The organism is Pseudomonas sp. PDM10 (genome assembly GCF_014852295.1).
In the GTDB taxonomy this organism is placed as follows: Bacteria; Pseudomonadota; Gammaproteobacteria; order Pseudomonadales; family Pseudomonadaceae; genus Aquipseudomonas.
In genome coordinates, this window is the sequence record NZ_JACVBJ010000007.1 from 509911 (window position 1) to 526548 (window position 16638).

The 16638-nt window shown below is 60.1% G+C and carries 18 protein-coding genes; 6 read left to right on the forward strand and 12 right to left on the reverse strand.

Features of this window, described 5'->3' with window-relative positions:
- Nucleotides 1-41 precede the first annotated feature (41 nt).
- The 4 genes from IB252_RS25615 (at nucleotide 42) to IB252_RS25630 (ending at nucleotide 2085) form a co-directional block, all read left to right on the forward strand.
- On the forward strand, nucleotides 42-338 hold the full coding sequence (locus tag IB252_RS25615) for a pentapeptide MXKDX repeat protein (RefSeq protein WP_192410686.1): 297 nt from the start codon (nucleotides 42-44) through the stop codon (nucleotides 336-338).
- A gap of 181 nt (nucleotides 339-519) precedes the next feature.
- Nucleotides 520-927 carry a response regulator gene (locus tag IB252_RS25620; RefSeq protein ID WP_192410687.1) on the forward strand — a complete coding sequence of 136 codons (408 nt, stop codon included), beginning with the start codon at nucleotides 520-522 and terminating at the stop codon, nucleotides 925-927.
- Nucleotides 928-1091: 164 nt separating this feature from the next.
- On the forward strand, nucleotides 1092-1304 hold the full coding sequence (locus tag IB252_RS25625; RefSeq protein ID WP_192410688.1) for a DUF1059 domain-containing protein: 213 nt from the start codon (nucleotides 1092-1094) through the stop codon (nucleotides 1302-1304).
- Between the two features lie 112 nt (nucleotides 1305-1416).
- The gene (locus tag IB252_RS25630; protein WP_192410689.1) at nucleotides 1417-2085 is read left to right on the forward strand and encodes an HAD family hydrolase; all 669 of its coding nucleotides are present in this window, start codon (nucleotides 1417-1419) and stop codon (nucleotides 2083-2085) included.
- Nucleotides 2086-2190: 105 nt separating this feature from the next.
- Here the strand turns inward: IB252_RS25630 and IB252_RS25635 are convergent, their stop codons facing one another.
- Complete coding sequence (locus tag IB252_RS25635) at nucleotides 2191-2850, reverse strand: methyltransferase family protein (protein ID WP_192410690.1); 660 nt, start codon at nucleotides 2848-2850, stop codon at nucleotides 2191-2193.
- A gap of 27 nt (nucleotides 2851-2877) precedes the next feature.
- The gene (locus IB252_RS25640; protein WP_192410691.1) at nucleotides 2878-3843 is read right to left on the reverse strand and encodes a GlxA family transcriptional regulator; all 966 of its coding nucleotides are present in this window, start codon (nucleotides 3841-3843) and stop codon (nucleotides 2878-2880) included.
- Nucleotides 3844-3966: 123 nt separating this feature from the next.
- Here IB252_RS25640 and IB252_RS25645 point away from each other — a divergent pair, with 123 nt between their 5' ends.
- Together IB252_RS25645 and IB252_RS25650 are read left to right on the forward strand one after the other, a co-directional pair.
- Nucleotides 3967-4758 (forward strand): SDR family NAD(P)-dependent oxidoreductase, encoded by a 792-nt coding sequence (locus IB252_RS25645; RefSeq protein ID WP_192410692.1) that lies wholly within the window; start codon nucleotides 3967-3969, stop codon nucleotides 4756-4758.
- 67 nt (nucleotides 4759-4825) lie between these two features.
- Nucleotides 4826-5758: a pyridoxal-phosphate dependent enzyme gene (locus IB252_RS25650; protein WP_192410693.1), complete on the forward strand. Its 933-nt coding sequence runs from the start codon at nucleotides 4826-4828 to the stop codon at nucleotides 5756-5758.
- A 52-nt stretch (nucleotides 5759-5810) separates the two neighbouring features.
- Here IB252_RS25650 and IB252_RS25655 read toward each other — a convergent pair whose 3' ends face one another.
- The 10 genes from IB252_RS25655 to IB252_RS25700 all read right to left on the reverse strand — a co-directional run bounded on the left by IB252_RS25655 (nucleotide 5811) and on the right by IB252_RS25700 (nucleotide 16557).
- A complete protein-coding gene (locus IB252_RS25655; protein WP_046055833.1) occupies nucleotides 5811-6128 on the reverse strand; it encodes a DUF2388 domain-containing protein in 318 nt (105 codons plus the stop codon).
- Between the two features lie 123 nt (nucleotides 6129-6251).
- Nucleotides 6252-6557: a hypothetical protein gene (locus tag IB252_RS30255; protein ID WP_318652741.1), complete on the reverse strand. Its 306-nt coding sequence runs from the start codon at nucleotides 6555-6557 to the stop codon at nucleotides 6252-6254.
- A 923-nt stretch (nucleotides 6558-7480) separates the two neighbouring features.
- Nucleotides 7481-8788 carry an OprD family porin gene (locus IB252_RS25665; protein ID WP_192410694.1) on the reverse strand — a complete coding sequence of 436 codons (1308 nt, stop codon included), beginning with the start codon at nucleotides 8786-8788 and terminating at the stop codon, nucleotides 7481-7483.
- A 103-nt stretch (nucleotides 8789-8891) separates the two neighbouring features.
- Nucleotides 8892-9464 (reverse strand): PPC domain-containing DNA-binding protein, encoded by a 573-nt coding sequence (locus IB252_RS25670; RefSeq protein ID WP_192410695.1) that lies wholly within the window; start codon nucleotides 9462-9464, stop codon nucleotides 8892-8894.
- 118 nt (nucleotides 9465-9582) lie between these two features.
- Nucleotides 9583-11160: an aldehyde dehydrogenase (NADP(+)) gene (locus tag IB252_RS25675; protein WP_192410696.1), complete on the reverse strand. Its 1578-nt coding sequence runs from the start codon at nucleotides 11158-11160 to the stop codon at nucleotides 9583-9585.
- A gap of 31 nt (nucleotides 11161-11191) precedes the next feature.
- Nucleotides 11192-12151 (reverse strand): amidohydrolase family protein, encoded by a 960-nt coding sequence (locus IB252_RS25680; protein WP_192410697.1) that lies wholly within the window; start codon nucleotides 12149-12151, stop codon nucleotides 11192-11194.
- On the reverse strand, nucleotides 12144-13103 hold the full coding sequence (locus IB252_RS25685; protein ID WP_192410698.1) for an amidohydrolase family protein: 960 nt from the start codon (nucleotides 13101-13103) through the stop codon (nucleotides 12144-12146). The genes IB252_RS25680 and IB252_RS25685 overlap by 8 nt, the downstream gene beginning before the upstream one ends.
- 15 nt (nucleotides 13104-13118) lie before the next feature.
- On the reverse strand, nucleotides 13119-13577 hold the full coding sequence (locus IB252_RS25690) for a thioesterase family protein (protein ID WP_111448783.1): 459 nt from the start codon (nucleotides 13575-13577) through the stop codon (nucleotides 13119-13121).
- 22 nt (nucleotides 13578-13599) lie between these two features.
- Nucleotides 13600-15498: a TRAP transporter large permease subunit gene (locus IB252_RS25695; protein WP_192410699.1), complete on the reverse strand. Its 1899-nt coding sequence runs from the start codon at nucleotides 15496-15498 to the stop codon at nucleotides 13600-13602.
- Between the two features lie 15 nt (nucleotides 15499-15513).
- Complete coding sequence (locus IB252_RS25700; protein ID WP_111448781.1) at nucleotides 15514-16557, reverse strand: TRAP transporter substrate-binding protein; 1044 nt, start codon at nucleotides 16555-16557, stop codon at nucleotides 15514-15516.
- Nucleotides 16558-16638: the final 81 nt, after the last annotated feature.

The window sequence follows — 16638 nt, forward strand, 5'->3', positions numbered from 1 at the left end:
CGCTGCGCTCATTCGCAACCTGTGCTTCAAGGAGTTCCATCATGAAAAAGTTAGCGACCACCGTACTGTCCATGTGCCTGGCGTTTGGCGCCGCTGGCGTGTTTGCCGCCGATGCAACAACCACTAACGGCATGAGCAACGACAGCATGAGCAAGGATTCAATGTTCAAAGACGCGATGCACAAAGACACGATGAAAAAGGACGCCATGTCCAAGGATTCCATGAGTAAGGACGCGATGAAGAAAGACACCATGTCCAAGGACGCCATGAGCAAGGATGGAATGAAGAAGGACGCGATGTCCAAGGACACCATGAAAAAAGACGCACCGTCGTACTGATCAAAATCCCCTCCTGCAAGGCCACACCCTGGTTGCAGGCGCCTATACAGCGCTGTATAGGCGCCTGATTCATCGCCCGGTTGTATCAAAAATGAATTTCCGCGAAGTCCGCTGCTCATACCTGATAGGTAGCGGATTTGAGCCCGCGAAATCATTTTGACAATCAGGGAGTGACACAGTCATGAGACCAATATCGACGGCGGGCGAACATCTCACTGGCGGGTTGATTCTTGTGGTTGAGGACGACCCGTTGATCCTGGAGTTTCTCTGCGAAATTCTTCAGGAGGAAGGGTTTGTGGTTGAACCGCATGTCAGTGCAGACGCCGCATCGGAATATCTGGAATTGCATGCACAACAGGTGGGCTTGTTGCTCACGGACATCAGCATGCCAGGCAAACTCAACGGCGCGGACCTGGCTAATCTGTTTGGCGACCGCTGGCCCGAAAAACCGATCATGATCATGTCCGGTTTTGAAACGCCGGAAAGCTCCGGGGTCAGGCATTCGGTGGCATTCATCAAGAAACCGTGGGCGCTCGGGCAGTTGCTGGACTGTGTGGAAGGTGCCTTGAAGTCAAAAAGTACCCTGTAGAACTAAACCACTACAGCCTGTGACGATGCGCGTTGTGGCGGGCCTATACTTCAAGAGTCGGCACACTCGGTGCGACCTGCAATCGTGTTTGATGTCTGGGGTGCGCGTCGAGTGATCGTTCACGCAGGCCACGGCCTGCCTTTCGTCGTAGGGAGGAGAAGATCATGGCGCGTAAATACATCGACTGCCGCGAGTTTCCAAGTGATGCCAAATGCTCGGTCGCACTGTCCGCAGACTCTGAAAACGAACTGCTCGAGGCCGCCGCACAGCATGCGGTCAGTGTTCACAAGCACACCGACTCACCGGAACTGCGTGCTCAACTGAAAACGATGTTTCACGACGGCACCCCGCCTGTTGAAGCACCGCGTTCCGCTTAGCAAGGACATCCTCTGCAGGAGTTGCCGAAGGCTCGAGCCGCGTTCGGCAGCTCCTCGCAAATGCTACATTGTTCGGCGAACCCGCCTGGCACTTGCGAGAGGAAGCTCCCCCTTGTCTGCTCAAGAATCTGTCTTCAACACCCCGTATCGCGCTTTTCTGTTTGATATGGACGGCACCGTCCTCAACTCCATCGCCGCTGCCGAACGGATCTGGGCGGCCTGGGCCTTGCGCCACGGCGTCGATGTCATCTCATTCCTGCCCACCATCCATGGCGTTCGCGCCATCGACACCATCAATCGTCTGGCCTTGCCCGGGGTGGATGCCGAAGCTGAAGCGGCGTTCATCACCGAGGCGGAAATCGAGGATGTCGAGGGGATCATCGAAGTGCCTGGCGCGGCGAGTTTCCTCAAGTCGCTGCCCGCCAACCAATGGGCGATCGTCACCTCGGCGCCGAAAGCATTGGCGTTGCGGCGGATGGTGGCGGCGGGTATTCCAGAGCCTTCGGTGATGGTCACTGCCGAAGACGTCAGTGCCGGAAAGCCCGATCCCGCGGGCTATCGACTGGCGGCCAAGCGCTTGGGCGTTGAACCGGCCGATTGCCTGATTTTTGAAGATGCCACCGTAGGCATCCTCGCCGCCGAGACGGCGGGCGCAGGCCTGATCGTGGTGACTGCGACCCACGACCATCCGCTCCAGACCGCGCATGGCACATTAGCCAGCTACAACTCGGTCGAGGCCCGCACAGACGCTGACGGTCTCATCCGACTAACGAAGATCTAATGTGGGAGCGAGCCTGCTCGCGATGGCGTCAGCACATTCAGCATTGATGTGACTGAAAGATCGCTATCGCGAGCAGGCTCGCTCCCACATTAGGGTTGTGTTGTTTCAGTAAACCCCGGGAATCAACCGCCAACTGCGGGCGCAGTAAGCCTCGTATTCACTGCCGAACTGCGTCCTCAACAGCGCTTCTTCGGAGTGAATGCGGGCGATCAGCGGGATTAGCGTCAGCGCGGCCAGCAACAGGCCAACGCCGGAGCGAAAAGCCAGTGCCCAGCCCACGGCAGTGATCATCAGTCCCAGATAACTGGGGTTGCGCAAGGTGCGATAAATCCCGTCGGTGACCAGCATGTGTCCCGGCTGAATCGCCACCAGCCCACTGAAACGCTTGCCCAGCACAAATACCGGCCACAGGCGCAACGTGCCGCCGATGATGAACAGCAATGCCCCGAGCCAGCGCACCCCTTCGCCGCCAAAGGTCCAGAAATCGATCCGGTCGGTGTAGGCCGGCAGGTATCCGCTCAATAAACCAATCACCCCGAACGCCGGCAGCACCCAACGATTGGCCCGGTCTTCCCGTTCGCCGGAACTCAGGTTGACCTCGGTGAACAAGGACGCGATGGCCATTACCAACGTGGCAAGCACGATGACCACCAGCGGTGCATGAGAGAAAAACGCCGAGAACCCGCCAAGCCCCCACACCGCGAGCCCAAGGTAGGCGAGGGTGGAAACAATGGCGAAAAACGCCAGTTTGGCCGAGATTTTCATAAGCACCTCATGCTGATTCTGTTCAGTTTAGAGGCCCGGCGCCCCTCGCGCGTTCAACCCGGCCCTGGCATTACGCCGAATCACCTGCGGCGGCTGTCCGAACGCCCGAAGGAAGGCTTCGCGCATGCGGCGACAGTCGCTGAAACCCGACTCTTCGGCGATCTGATCGAGGGTCAGGCGCCCGCGCTCCAGCATCTGCCGTGCCGTTTCCAGACGCAGGTTCTCGATGGCTTTGGCCGGTGACTGACCCGTTTCCGCCCGAAAGGCCCGGCTGAATTGCCGAGGACTGAGGCGTGCGACGTCCGCCAGTTGCTCCACCGACAACGTCTCGGTGAGGTGTTCTCGCGCATAACCAAGGACGGTTTGAATACGGTCGGATTTCGCTTCCAGTTCCAACAGCGCCGAGTGCTGCGACTGGCCGCCCGCGCGGCGGTGGTACATCACCAGTTTCTGCGCCACGGAACGGGCCAGTGCGGCGCCATGATCCTTTTCCACCATGGCCAGCGCCAGGTCGATGCCGGCGGTCATCCCGGCAGAAGTCCAGATCGAACCGTCGACGACGTAGATGCGGTCTTCTTCGACCTTGATCGATGGAAATCGCGCTTGCAGCTCCCGTGCATAAGCCCAATGGGTGGTGACGCGTCGTCCATCGAGCAATCCCGCCTGGGCCAGGACGAACGCCCCGGAGCAGATCGACGCCGTGCGCCGGGCGGTTTTAACGCTGTCGCGCAGGTAAGTCAGCACGCCCTCGGGTGCCTGCTCGAGGATGGCATCGCCGCCCACCACAATCACCGTGTCGAACACCCGCTCACCAAAGGCCTCGGTGCCGACGCTCAGCCCGCCAGAAGCGCGCAATGTGCGTCCGTCTTCGGACAATACGCTGACGTCATAAAGCGCTTCGCCAGCGCTGAAGTTGGCGTACTCGAACACCGGCATGGCCGCCAGCGCCATGGACTGGAACCCTTCAAACACTACAAACGCCACGGAAGTCATCGAGATGTCCTCAAAAGGTCATGTCCGAAAAACGTACTTTAAACGTCATTTGAGACGAGCGTTAGACCCTTTATAACGGTTCACACCCGGCGACCTTATCGCCTCACTGTGAAGGAAATCGACATGGCTCTCTCATCCAAAGGCACCGCACTGATCACGGGCGCTTCTTCGGGCATCGGCGCGGTGTATGCCGACCGTCTCGCCCGGCAAGGTTACGACCTGATTCTGGTCGCCCGCAGCCAGGCGAAACTGAACGCCCTGGCCAACCACCTGAGTAACGAAACCGGTCGCGCCGTGGAAGTGGTCGCCGCCGATTTGAAAGACAAGGCCGACGTGCGGCGGGTCGAAGAAATTCTACGCTCTGACGCCAGTATCACCCTGTTGGTCAACAACGCCGGGGTCGGCGCTGTCATGCCGCTGCTCGGCAGCCCGGTGGATGACATGGAAGACATGATCACCCTCAACGTGACCGCTTTGATGCGCCTGGCTTACGCAGTGGCGCCAGGCTTCGTCGCTCGCGGCACCGGGACGGTGATCAATATCTCCTCGATCGTGGCCATCGCCCCGGAAATTCTCAACGGCGTGTATGGCGGGACCAAGGCGTTTGTCCTCGGCCTGAGCCAATCGATGCACCATGAGTTGGCCGACAAAGGCATTCGCATCCAGGCCGTCTTGCCCGGTGCCACCGCCACCGACTTCTGGAGCGAGGCCGGCAACCCGGTGGAAAACCTACCGCAAGAGATCGTGATGTCTGCCCAGGACATGGTCGATGCCGCGTTGACTGGCTTGGCGCAAGGCGAAGTGGTGACCATTCCGGGCCTGCACCAAGGCGACCAGTGGGACGCCTACGAAGCCCAGCGCCAGACGCTTTCAGGCCTGTTCGGCAACTCCACGGCCGCACCGCGTTATCGCTGAATCGGTAGCCTCCGGGCAGGGTGAACTAAGCTTGGATAAGGACCGTTCACCCTTGAGGAGCACCCCCATGCTTCACATCAGAACGCCGCTGATTCTGCACCCGGGCCTGTCGACGCCGGCCCGGCGGATCTGGCTCAAGCTGGAAAACCTGCAACCCAGCGGTTCGTTCAAATTGCGCGGCATGGGTCTTTTGTGCAGTCAGGCAAAGGCGCAGGGCAAACGCAAAGTCGTCTGTCCTTCCGGCGGTAATGCCGGGTTCGCCACCGCCGTGGCTGCCGCCAGCCTGGGGTTGAAAGCCTGCATTGTGGTGCCGAACACCACGCCGGAAACCACCCGCGCACGGATCAGGAAAACCGGTGCCGAGGTGATCGTCCATGGCAAGGTCTGGGACGAAGCCAATCTACGGGCCAAAGAACTCGCGCAGGGCGCGGACACCGAATACGTGCCTGCCTTCGATCACCCGGTGCTGTGGGAAGGGCACAGCACGATGGTCGATGAAATCCTCGAAGATTGTCCTCAGGTCGATGCCGTGGTGACGTCGGTAGGGGGGGGTGGTCTGCTGGCGGGCATTCTTACCGGGTTGATTCGCCATGACCGCATGGACTGCCGGATCATTGCTTGCGAAACCCAGGGGGCGGCATCTTTTGCCGCCGCGATCGCTGCCGGGCATCCGGTCAGACTGCCGCGGATCGACACCGTTGCCACTTCGCTTGGCGCTGCTCAGGTAGCCGCTTGGCCGGTGCAGCACATCCTCGATTTTCCGCATGAATGTGTCGTGCTCAGCGACGACGAGGCGATCATGGGTGTGGTGCGTTATGCCAATGACCTGCGTCAGTTGGTCGAACCGGCGTGCGGCGTTTCGTTGGCGATTGGCTACCTGGACCATCCGGCGATTGCCGAGGCCCATGATGTAGTGATTGTGGTGTGCGGCGGCGTGAGCATCAGCGCGCAACTGGTGGCGGGTTGGGCGCGACTATCCACGAGTGCTGAAGCAAGGTAGGGCTGCAAACGCTATCCGGGTGCTGCGAGCCCCACCGCTACTTTTTCAGCCTTTATTGACCTGCAGCTACGCCTTCCTGAACGAGGATTGCTCTGGCCAGGTCTTCGTCGCTGGCGTTGAGGCCGGGATGTTCCTGACGAATCTGCTTTAAGTACGACTCCAGATAAACACCACGAATCGCGCCGCCACTGGCGACGAAGCTGGAGGCGTCATCTCGGGCCGGAATCACCCGTTTGTCATCCTTGAAGGTCGAGTACAGCGATGCGGAAACCCCGGCTGACGTGGCGACATCGCCCGCATCCACTTTGGCCATAGCGGAGCCGAAGGGTAAACACAGCAAAAGGGAAGAGATGATAATCAGACGGCGCATAACGGTGTCCTCGGAAAGCATGAAGCAAAAAAAGGAAGTACCTCATAGTCTTGGATGCGCGGCGGTCGTCAGGAGTTCCCAATCGATGCGTGATCAGTCCAATGCCTGCCTCTGAAAAAAAACTCAGTCCCTCGCTGCACACACGATGATCTCCACCAACAACGCCGGATCAGCCAGCTTGGCTTCACCGCAAGCGCGGGCCGGAGCGAGCAGGGAAGGGCGGAAGCCGAGCCATTTGCGCGCGACCAGGTCTGTCAGGCCCATGACGCGGCGCACGTGACGTTCCAGATACTCGAAACGCTTTGGATTGGCCGGGTCGTTGAACGAACCGAGCTCCACCGGGCAGCAGGGGCGGTTGAGCAAGGTGTCTTGCAAGTCGAATTCAATGTGATAACCGCGCTCGCTCCCACAGGGAATTAAGTTGATCACACATCCGACGTTCACCAGAGGACCAATGTTGGAGTGAGCCTGCTCGCGATAGCGGTATGTCAGTCACCTTGATGTCGAATGTGCCGACGCTTTCGCGAGCAAGCCCGCTCCCACAGGGAATTAAATTGATCACAAGTTCTGCAGCCACCCTAGATTCAATGTGGGAGTGAGCCTGCTCGCGATAGCGGTGGGTCAGTCACCTTGATATTGCGTGTGCCGACGCCATCGCGAGCAGGCTCACTCCCACAGGGAATTGAGTTGATCACACATTCTGCAGCCATCCGAGATTCAATGTGGGAGTGAGCCTGCTCGCGATAGCGGTGGGTCAGTCACCTTGATATTGCGTGTGCCGACGCCATCGCGAGCAGGCTCACTCCCACAGGGAATTGAATTGATCACACATTCTGCGGCCATCCGAGATTCAATGTGGGAGTGAGCCTGCTCGCGATTGCGGTGGGTCAGTCACCTTGATGTTGAGTGTGCCGACGCCATCGCGAGCAGGCTCACTCCCACAGGGAATTGAATTGATCACAAATCCTGCGGCCACCCGAGATTCAATGTGGGAGTGAGCCTGCTCGCGATAGCGGTGGGTCAGTCACCTTGATGTTGAATGTGCCGACGCTTTCGCGAGCAAGCCCGCTCCCACAGGGAATTAAATTGATCACAAGTTCTGCGGCCATCCGAGATTCAATGTGGGAGTGAGCCTGCTCGCGATTGCGGTGGGTCAGTCACCTTGATATTGCGTGTGCCAACGCCATCGCGAGCAGGCTCACTCCCACAGGGAATTGGGTTGATCACACATTCTGCGGCCACCGGAGGTCCTATGTGGGAGCGGGCTTGCTCGCGAAGGCGGTGGGTCGGTCACATTGATGTTGAGTGTGCCGACGCCATCGTCGGATCGCCGCCCGGAGCAAGCTTTGTTCCTACAGCAGCGGGATGCTGTAGCTCACGATCAAGCGATTCTGATCCTGGTCACGGGACGCCTCGCTGTTGGACTTGCCGTTACGCCATCCGAATCCGACACCTTTAAGCGAACCGGACTGAATCACGTAGTCCAGCGCTATGTCCCGCTCCCATTCCTTCTGGGTGTCGCCAGAGGTCGTCTTGATGTCGTCACCACTGAGGTACATGACCGACGCTTTCAGTCCGGGCACCCCCATGGCGGCAAAGTCATAGGCGTATTGACCGAAGGCTGTGCGTTCCCCCGCGCGGGTGAAGGTTTGAATCAGACGGTCGGTGTACAGGTAAACGCTGGAGCCGCCAGCCCCCTTGTTGGCCAGGCCGCCCTGATTGAGCTGCGTGAAGTTGCTGCCGCTGGAAACGCTTTGATAGCCCGCTGTGAGGCCATGGCCACCCACCGTGTAAATCAGCGCGGCGCTCCAGGTCCGATTGTCGATCTCGCCATCATTGCCTTGGGTGTAGCCGCTGATTTTGTAGCCTGAAGTGCCCGAGCTGTTTTCACCGGATGAATCGGTCTTGAAGTAGCGCAAATCGGTTTTCAGCGATTGACCTTCCGCGATCGCCAGTGTGTGGATCAGGCCGAAAAACTGCTGGGTGTAGTAGTTGTCGAGGTTGGCGTAGTAATACTGGGCGGTCAGGTCCTTGGTGATTTTCCAGTCGCCGCCGGCGAAGTCGAACGCGTTGCTTTCGCGGGTGCCGCCCGTGGCGGCCAACCCCGTTTGATCGCTTGAGCCCCGTCCTGTTGCGTGTTCGATTCGGCCTCCCGTGAGGGTCAAGTCCTTGAACTCGCCTGACGTGATCTGGCCACCTTCGAAGGTCTGCGGCAGCAGACGGCCGTCGTTGGAGACAAGGATTGGAAGTTTGGGCATCAGCGTGCCCAGGCGCAGTTCGGTTTTCGAGACTTTGACTTTACCGGTCAACCCCAACCGGCTCCATTCATCGACAGCGCGGTTATCACTCTCTGAAGGAATCATCGAGCTGCCGATGTGCCGTCCCTTGCCGCTGTCCAGCGTAATCCCCATCAGGCCCAGTGCATCGACACCAAAACCAACCGTGCCATCGGTGTAGCCCGACTTGTAATCGAGCATGAAGCCCTGCGCCCACTCTTCGGTTTTCGAAGGCGCGGCGGTGCCGTCGCGGTTGTCGTTATTGAAGTAGAAATTTCTCATCCCCAGAGTGGCTTTGCTGTCACTCAGGAAGTCGGCGTGCGCCTGGGTGCTGAGTGCAATGGCACTCAATGCAAACGTCACCGCCGTTTTCTTCTTGCTCATCTGAATCGCCCCTTTATTTTTGTAGTTTGAATTTGGGAGGGTGGCTCCCGCAGTAGCGGGTGCCGGCAACGTTCGATGCCTGCGGGAGCGTTATTCGCCTGGCTTAAATACCCAACACGTTGGCGCCGATGCACGGGTCAATCCCGCGTTCCAGACGACGCTGGTGCACGATCACAGTGATTTCCATCGAACCGGTGGTGACTTCGAAGTCGAGGATGTGGCCGCCGTACGCTTGAAACGTGGCGTCACCGGCGACGCCGTGCATATGGATCGAAGGCTGATCGTTTTTCCACGCCACCGAGCCGGTGACGCTGGCCATCTCGACACTGTTCAAGGTCTTGGCGTCGAAGTCCTTTTTGTCCTTGTTCCAGAAACCGAACTTCACGTTGCCGAAGCCGATGCCGCTGATGGACGCGCTGGGGATCTTCTCGGCGATGGCCAGTTTGGTCAGTTCCTTGAACGCGTTGTCGCCCATGCGCAGCACCATGAGGTAACCGGTGGGGGTTTTGGTGTAGCGCGGTGTGGCTTCAGTGACACATTGCATAGGGGCTGTCGTCGCGGCGGGAGTGGTTTCGGCAACGGCCAGTTGGGCGCCTGCGGTGTTGATCATCACGGCGGCGGTCACGGCCAGCATCAATTTGCAAAAGCGGTGTTTCGGGTGAAGTTGAACGTGCATGAGACTTCCTCTGTTTTTGTTGTTGTGGGTTACAGCGTTTTTGGAGGCGAGCGTGTCCGGCGCCTATTTTTCGATAGGCGACGGAGTTGTTATTAACGGTGGGTGTTAGTTCGGTGACTTACAGCGCATCACGGCTGCTGACACCGTCAACCAGTCGGGCAATGCCCAGCGGGTTGGCGTTCTTCAGGGCGTCCGGTAGCAAGCTGTCGGGGCAGTTCTGATAACAAACGGGACGCAGGAAACGATCAATCGCCAACGTTCCGACCGATGTTCCGCGAGCATCCGAAGTGGCCGGGTACGGTCCGCCGTGAACCATGGCATCGCAGACTTCCACGCCGGTTGGATAACCGTTGAACAGCACGCGCCCGACTTTCTGTTCCAGCAGGGCCAGCACTTCGTTCAGGGTGCTGAGATCCGAATCTTCGACAATCAGGGTAGCGGTCAACTGGCCGCGCAAACCGTGCAGTGCCTGGAGCAATTCGGCGTGATCGGCGACCTCCACCACAATGGTGGTCGGGCCGAAGACCTCTTCCTGAAGCAACTCATCACCATGAATCAGCAGGCTGACATCGGCCTTGAACACTTGCGGCTGCGCCTGATTGCCCTGTTGTGCGGCGCCGGCCAGGTGCGTCATGCCGGGGTGTGCGTGAAGATTGTCCAGACCGTGGCAATAGCTTTTCAGCGCGCCGACATTGAGCATCGTTTGCGCCGATTGCTCCCCCATCAAACCGGCAAAACGTTCGAGGAAGGCAGTGAACTCTGGCGAACGAATGCCCAAAACCAAACCGGGATTGGTGCAGAACTGACCCGCACCCAACACCACGGAAGCGCTCAGCTCGGCAGCGATCTTGTCACCGCGCGCCTTGAGTGCTTCTGGCATCAACAAGACCGGGTTGATGCTGCTCATCTCGGCGAACACCGGAATCGGTTGAGGACGGGCCGCCGCCATGTCACACAAGGCCCGACCGCCACGCAATGACCCGGTGAACCCCACCGCCTGAATCGCCGGATGCTTGACCAATGCTTCACCGACGCTGCCGTAGAGCATGCTGAACACGCCATCAGGCATTCCGGTTTTTCTGGCCGCGCGAGTGATCGCATCGGCGACGTAATCGGCGGTTGCCATGTGACCGCTGTGGGCTTTGAACACCACCGGGCAGCCCGCGGCGAGGGCAGAGGCGGTGTCGCCGCCAGCGGTCGAGAAGGCCAGTGGGAAGTTGCTGGCACCGAACACGGCGACCGGACCGAGCCCGGTGCGGTACTGGCGCAGGTCAGGGCGGGGCAACGGTTGACGGTCGGGTAGCGCACGATCGATGCGGGCGCCGTAGAAATCGCCGCGACGCAGCATCGTGGCGAACAGGCGCATCTGGCCGCTGGTGCGTGCCCGCTCACCTTGAATACGGCCGGCGGGCAGGGCAGTTTCCCGGCACACCAGGGCGATGAACGCGTCGTCCAGCGCCTCAAGCTCAGTGGCAATCGCCTCCAAAAACTGAGCGCGTCGGGCGGATGAAAGATTGCGAAAGATCGGGTAAGCCGTGGCCGCCGCTTCTGCGGCCGCATTCACTTCATCCACGGTCGCCTGATGGAAGCGACACGGCAGTGCTTCGCCGGTACTGGCGTCGTGGCTTTGCAAGGTGCTCGAACCTTTTGCCGAACGAGCGCCAGCGATGTAGTTGTGGCCTGAAACTTCAAACATGGGAACTCCTGAAGGGCTGTTCAAATGAGGGTCAAGTGAGCCGGTAAATGCGTCGGGCGTTGTCATGAAACAGGGCGAGCCGATCCGTCAGGGAGCGGTCGCTGACAATCGTTTTGAAGCCGTCGAAGATCTCGCTCATGCCATTCACGACGCCGTCGACCGGGTAATTGCTGGCAAACGCACAGCGGCTGACATCGATAATCGAAATCGCGTCGTTCACCACCACGCGGTTCGACTCGACGGGCCACGCTTCGCCGGGGATGCAAATGCCGGAAATCTTCAGGGCAACGTTCGGCTCCCGTGCCAGCAACGCGAGGTTTTCACGCCAGCCAGCCAACCCTTCTTGCGAACGATCCGCCGGCAGCGCCGTGTGATTGACCACAATGGTCACGTCGGGAAAGTCCCTGGCCAGCTCGGCCGCTTCCGCCAGATGCCACCAGGGCGCCTGCAACTCGAAATGCAGACCGTTTTCAGCCAGTTGTGCGTAGCCCTCGCGCCAACGAGGGTCGCGCATGGAGCCGGGCGCGACGAAATCTTCGCGCCAGGCTTCAAGGCTAGTGACCGCAGGTTTGTGGCGCACGCCGCGCACCAGCGGATGATCGCCGTACAGGCGCAAGAGGTCCGATGCGTCTTCACGATCAAGCCAAACCTGCGCCACCATCGCCGCCAGGGTCGGTTCATTTTGTGCCAGTGATTCGACAAACCTCACCTCATCGGCGGGCGTCGCAGGGTCCCATTCACCCTCGATGACGACGGTCTGCACGATGCGATGCTTGCCCGTCAGCCGGCGATAGTCCTCAGGCAGAAAGTTGCGGCAGATCGACGAGTAATCTCCATAACGAAACGGTCGCAACGGACGGTCGTTCAGCCACGGGTAGTAATGCTGTTCGATGTCGAAATAATGTTGATGAGCGTCGACGATGGGCAAGTCCGCATCCTCGCCGCTGGCCAGAAAGCGCGCGCGCCAGTCGATCACGGAGGGGTTATCCATGCTGTTCCTCCAGACGATAAAAGCGTTGTGCATTGCCGGCGAACACCGCTTCCTGCACGGCACGCCCCCGTGGCGCGAGCATCGCGGCCACGCCATCGGCAATCGTGTCGTAGGACGCGCGCAACCCGGCGACCGGGAAATTGCTGGCGAACATGCAGCGCTCGGGACCGAAGATCTCCAATGCGGTCAGCACCACGATCCGGTTGTCGTCGTAGTTCCAGGGCGAGTCTTTCAGCCCGAACTCCGACAGCTTGATGTGCACGTTGGGTTGCAAGGCCAGTGCTTCCAGGCCCTTGCGCCAGCGGGTCATGCCGTGCGGGCTGCGATCCCAGGCGAAACCGGTGTGATTGAGGGCGATCTGGATCTGCGGAAACATCGCCGCCACTTCGGCGGCCTCGACCAGGTGCCACGGCGGCACGCGCAGGTCCCACGACAGACCGTACTCAGCCAGACGCGAAAAGCCTTCCAGCCATTTCGGGTCCTGCATGGTGCCCTTGGCGCCGGCAATCGACACGTCAGGCGATGCCGAAGTCACCGGTTTGGAGCGTATGCCTTTCACCAGTGGCCTGGCGGCCTGAGCCGCGAGAATGTCCGCGCTGTCCTCACGGTCGAACCAGGCGTGGGCAACGATGGCATTCGGGAAGCCGTAACGGGCATTCACCTGTTCCAGCCAGCGTGTCTCGGCGACTTGCTCATCGCGAGCACGTTCGGCCTCGACATGCACCGTTCCCACCAACCGTTGTCTTTCGGTCAGGGCGAGAAAGTTTTCCGGCAGGAAATCACGGCACAGGCTGTGATAGTCGCCGAGGAAAAAATCCTCGTGATAGTCGTCCTGCAGCCAGGGATAACGACCGTTGCCCAGGTCCCACAAGTGGTGGTGAGCATCGACAATCGGTAGCGCATCCTCGGCCGCAAGGTTCGGCAAGCCGTTGCGTTCGTGCAGCGTGATCATGACTTCGTCCCTTGCTCAGCGCGACGCGGCGAATTGGGAAGGGCTGAGCACGCCGTCTTCGACGTCTCCTGCGGCGGCCGCCTCGGCCTTGGCCTGAACGCGGCTGCGCAGTTTGGCCACGTTCACCACCACCCGGGTATGCGCCGCCGTGGCCACCAGCTCGACGTCATCGCGTACTTCGACGTTGAAGGTGACGCTGCGACCCTCGATCCGGGTGACCGTGGCGACGATGCTGACCGACATGCCGAGCAACGTGGCGCCGACGTGGCGGATGTCGACGGCCGCACCGACGGTGTTTTCGCCCTCATCGAGGAAGGTGAGCAGGTAATCAAGGCAGGTCTGTTCGATGTCATCCACCAACCGGGGCGTGGCGTAGATGCGCAAGTCCTCGCCCAGAAACGAGATGGTGCGTTGCTTGTCGATGACCAGTCGGCGTTCGGTGGCGGTGCCGGCTTCGAGTGTGGAGAAATTCATGAGAAACCTCGTAAAAAGTGATTCAGGCGTTGGGCAGGAAACCGATGGAAATCCAGGGCACGGCGATCAGCACGCCCAGGGCGACAATGAGTGCGCCGAGATACGGCCAGACCCGACGCATGGCGCCGCTGGGGTCGACCTTGGCGATTGCGCAGGCGGCGTAGAAACCCACGCCAAACGGTGGTGCGAACAAACCCAGGCCCATGGCGAAGATCGCGACCATGGCGTAATGCACGTCGTTGATGCCCATGGCCTTGGCAATCGGAAACAGCAGCGGTCCGAACAGCACGATGGCCGGGATGCCTTCCAGAAAACTGCCCAGGAGGATGAACGCCACGGCGGAGATGATCAGGAAGCCCATCGCGCCACCCGGCACCGTCGACATCACCTGCGCCAACTGGTGGGAGAAGCCTGACTGGGTCAATGCCCAGGCCATGGCGGTGGCGCTGCCGATGATGATCAGGATCGCGCCGGACAGCGAGGCGGTGCTGACCAGGATCGGATACAGCCGGCGCCAGTCAAAGCAGCGGTAGCACAGCAAGCCGACGACAAAGGTGTAGGCCACGCCGATGGCGGCGACTTCGGTGGCGGTCGCGACCCCTTCAACCACCGCGGTGCGGATCACGAAGGGCAGGGCCAGTGCCGGTAATGCCACCAGCAGCGAGTGGCCGATTTCCTTGCCTGACGCGCGTTTACCGGTGGAGGCCTCGCCTTTGCGGTTTTTCCACCAGATCACCGCCGCCATGGCGATGGCACCCACCACCGCCGGCATGAAACCACCGGTGAACAGGGCGGAAATCGACACACCGGTCACCGAGCCGATGGTGATCAGTACCAGGCTCGGCGGAATGGTTTCCGACATCGCCCCGGAGGCATTGAGCATCGCCACCAGTTCGTTTTCATCCTCACCGCGTTTCTTCATTTCCGGAAACAGCGCCGGTGCGATGGCCGCCATGTCGGCAGCCTTGGAACCGGAAATGCCGGAGATCAGGTAGATGGCCCCGATCAACACATATGACAGGCCGCCACGGACATGGCCGATCAACGAGCAGAGGAAGCGGATCATCGCGCGGGCCATACCCATGGCCTCGATCAGTGCCCCCAAAAACACAAACAACGGAATGGCCAGCAAGATCAGGCTCGCCATGCCTTCGTCCATCCGGCCCACCACCAGGGTCAAGGGCGTACCGGTCATGGTCGACAGATAAGCCACCGTGGCCAGGCCGAACGCCACCATGATCGGCACGCCGATCACGATCATCGCCATCACGCCGATCATGAAGAAAATGATCAGGTTCCAGTTACCCATCAGCAACATCCAGCCTTCAGCCACCCACAACAACGCGGCCAGGGAAGCCAGCATCGCCACCGACACGGAGAAGTCGATCAACCGGGCGCTGGTCAGCAGACGCGCGACACAGGTCATCAGCATCAGGCTCAGACCGACCGCGATGGCAGACACGCGAAAGGCGTTGGGGATTTCAAGGGCGGCGGTGGTGATGATCCACTCGTCGCTGACGTATTCCCAGGCCGGGGTGAACAGCAACCCAATGAACGCGATGACGATCACCGCACCCAAGGTGTCGACAAAGGCGCGTTTTTCCAGCGGCAGCCGCCCGATGAACGAGGTCAGGCGCATGTGCTCGCCTCGACGCATCGCCACCACTGAACCGAGCATCGCCAGCCAGAGAAACAGCAGCGAGGCCAGTTCGTCGCCCCAGACGATGGGTTGGTTGAGCACGTAGCGCGAGAACACATTGCAAAACAGCAGCGTGACTTCGACCACCACCAGCAACGCCGCGCTGCCCTCGGTCAGCCAGCGCAGCCCGGTGTCCAAGGCGCGACCGAGACGAAACGTGGTGGGGCGCGTGCTGAGTCCTTCAGCGGGAGAAACATCCGTCATTGGTATTTCGTTTTTCATGACCTTGTCTCCGGCTTAGGACAGTTGACCCGCGTACTGCTCCAATAAGCTCCAGGCTTCATTGCCGTACTTTTCTTTCCATTGGGTGTAGAAGCCTTTGGACTGCAACTCAGTGCGGAACAATGAACGGTCGACTTTGTTGAAGGTGATGCCATGGGCGGTCAGGGACGGCTCCAGGCTGGAGTTGAGATCGATCACCTGTTGACGCTGAACCAGCGCGGCGGCGTTGATTTGCCGGGAAACGATTTCCTGCACATCCGCCGGCAGTTTGGGGAAGGTCTTGCCCGAGGCGACGATCCAGAAACCGCCCCAGATGTGGTCGGTCATGGAGCAGTATTTCTGCACTTCATAGAAGCGCGCGGCTTCGACCACCACCAGTGGGTTTTCCTGGCCGTCGACCACTTTGGTCTGCAATGCCGAGTAGGTCTCGTTGATGCTGATGCCGGTAGGGGAGGCGCCCAGGGCGCTGAACATGGAGGTCCACAACGGGCTGACCAGCACCCGCAGTTTGAAACCGGCCAGGTCTTGCGGCGTGTAGATCGGCCGCGTCGAACTGGTGATCTGGCGGAAGCCGTTGTTCCAGACTTTCTCCATCGGGATCAGGCCGACCTTCTCGGTCTTGGCGCGTACGTATTCGCCCAGCTTGCCGTCCAGCGCGGCCCAGACACTGTCGTAGTCCTTGAACGCGAACGGCATGCTTTCGATCGACATGGCCGGCACCAGTGTGGAGAGAATCGCGCCTGGCAATGGAATGAAATCGATGGCCCCGGCACGCACCTGGGACAGCATGTCGGTATCGCCGCCCATGGCGCCGTTGGCGTACACCTGCAGGTCCACGGCGCCGTTGGTTTCGGCCTTGATGGCCAGTGAAGCCGCCTTCATCTGGATGTTCAGGGGGTGGGTGTCGGGCAGGCTGCTGGTGTAGCGCAACACGATGGGTTTGGTCGCGGCGAAGACGCTGGAGGGCAGCAGGTTGGCGGCGAATGCGCCACCGACGGTGACGCCGGCAGATACCAGGAATGATCGACGGCTGACAGCTTCGGTCAAGATACGGCTCATGATGTTCACCTTATTGTTTTTGTAGTTGTTCTAAAAAACAGCGGACCGTTAAAGCGAACGCTGCTCCTTGTGGGAGTGAGC

Excerpts from the sequence above, each read along its gene's own strand:
- IB252_RS25615 (WP_192410686.1), top strand. The coding sequence starts at position 42 with ATGAAAAAGTTAGCGACCACCGTACTGTCCATGTGCCTGGCGTTTGGC.
- IB252_RS25620 (WP_192410687.1), top strand. The coding sequence starts at position 520 with ATGAGACCAATATCGACGGCGGGCGAACATCTCACTGGCGGGTTGATT.
- IB252_RS25625 (WP_192410688.1), top strand. The coding sequence starts at position 1,092 with ATGGCGCGTAAATACATCGACTGCCGCGAGTTTCCAAGTGATGCCAAA.
- IB252_RS25635 (WP_192410690.1), bottom strand. The coding sequence starts at position 2,850 with ATGAAAATCTCGGCCAAACTGGCGTTTTTCGCCATTGTTTCCACCCTC.
- IB252_RS25640 (WP_192410691.1), bottom strand. The coding sequence starts at position 3,843 with ATGACTTCCGTGGCGTTTGTAGTGTTTGAAGGGTTCCAGTCCATGGCG.
- IB252_RS25645 (WP_192410692.1), top strand. The coding sequence starts at position 3,967 with ATGGCTCTCTCATCCAAAGGCACCGCACTGATCACGGGCGCTTCTTCG.
- IB252_RS25650 (WP_192410693.1), top strand. The coding sequence starts at position 4,826 with ATGCTTCACATCAGAACGCCGCTGATTCTGCACCCGGGCCTGTCGACG.
- IB252_RS25655 (WP_046055833.1), bottom strand. The coding sequence starts at position 6,128 with ATGCGCCGTCTGATTATCATCTCTTCCCTTTTGCTGTGTTTACCCTTC.
- IB252_RS25665 (WP_192410694.1), bottom strand. The coding sequence starts at position 8,788 with ATGAGCAAGAAGAAAACGGCGGTGACGTTTGCATTGAGTGCCATTGCA.
- IB252_RS25670 (WP_192410695.1), bottom strand. The coding sequence starts at position 9,464 with ATGCACGTTCAACTTCACCCGAAACACCGCTTTTGCAAATTGATGCTG.
- IB252_RS25675 (WP_192410696.1), bottom strand. The coding sequence starts at position 11,160 with ATGTTTGAAGTTTCAGGCCACAACTACATCGCTGGCGCTCGTTCGGCA.
- IB252_RS25680 (WP_192410697.1), bottom strand. The coding sequence starts at position 12,151 with ATGGATAACCCCTCCGTGATCGACTGGCGCGCGCGCTTTCTGGCCAGC.
- IB252_RS25685 (WP_192410698.1), bottom strand. The coding sequence starts at position 13,103 with ATGATCACGCTGCACGAACGCAACGGCTTGCCGAACCTTGCGGCCGAG.
- IB252_RS25690 (WP_111448783.1), bottom strand. The coding sequence starts at position 13,577 with ATGAATTTCTCCACACTCGAAGCCGGCACCGCCACCGAACGCCGACTG.
- IB252_RS25695 (WP_192410699.1), bottom strand. The coding sequence starts at position 15,498 with ATGAAAAACGAAATACCAATGACGGATGTTTCTCCCGCTGAAGGACTC.
- IB252_RS25700 (WP_111448781.1), bottom strand. The coding sequence starts at position 16,557 with ATGAGCCGTATCTTGACCGAAGCTGTCAGCCGTCGATCATTCCTGGTA.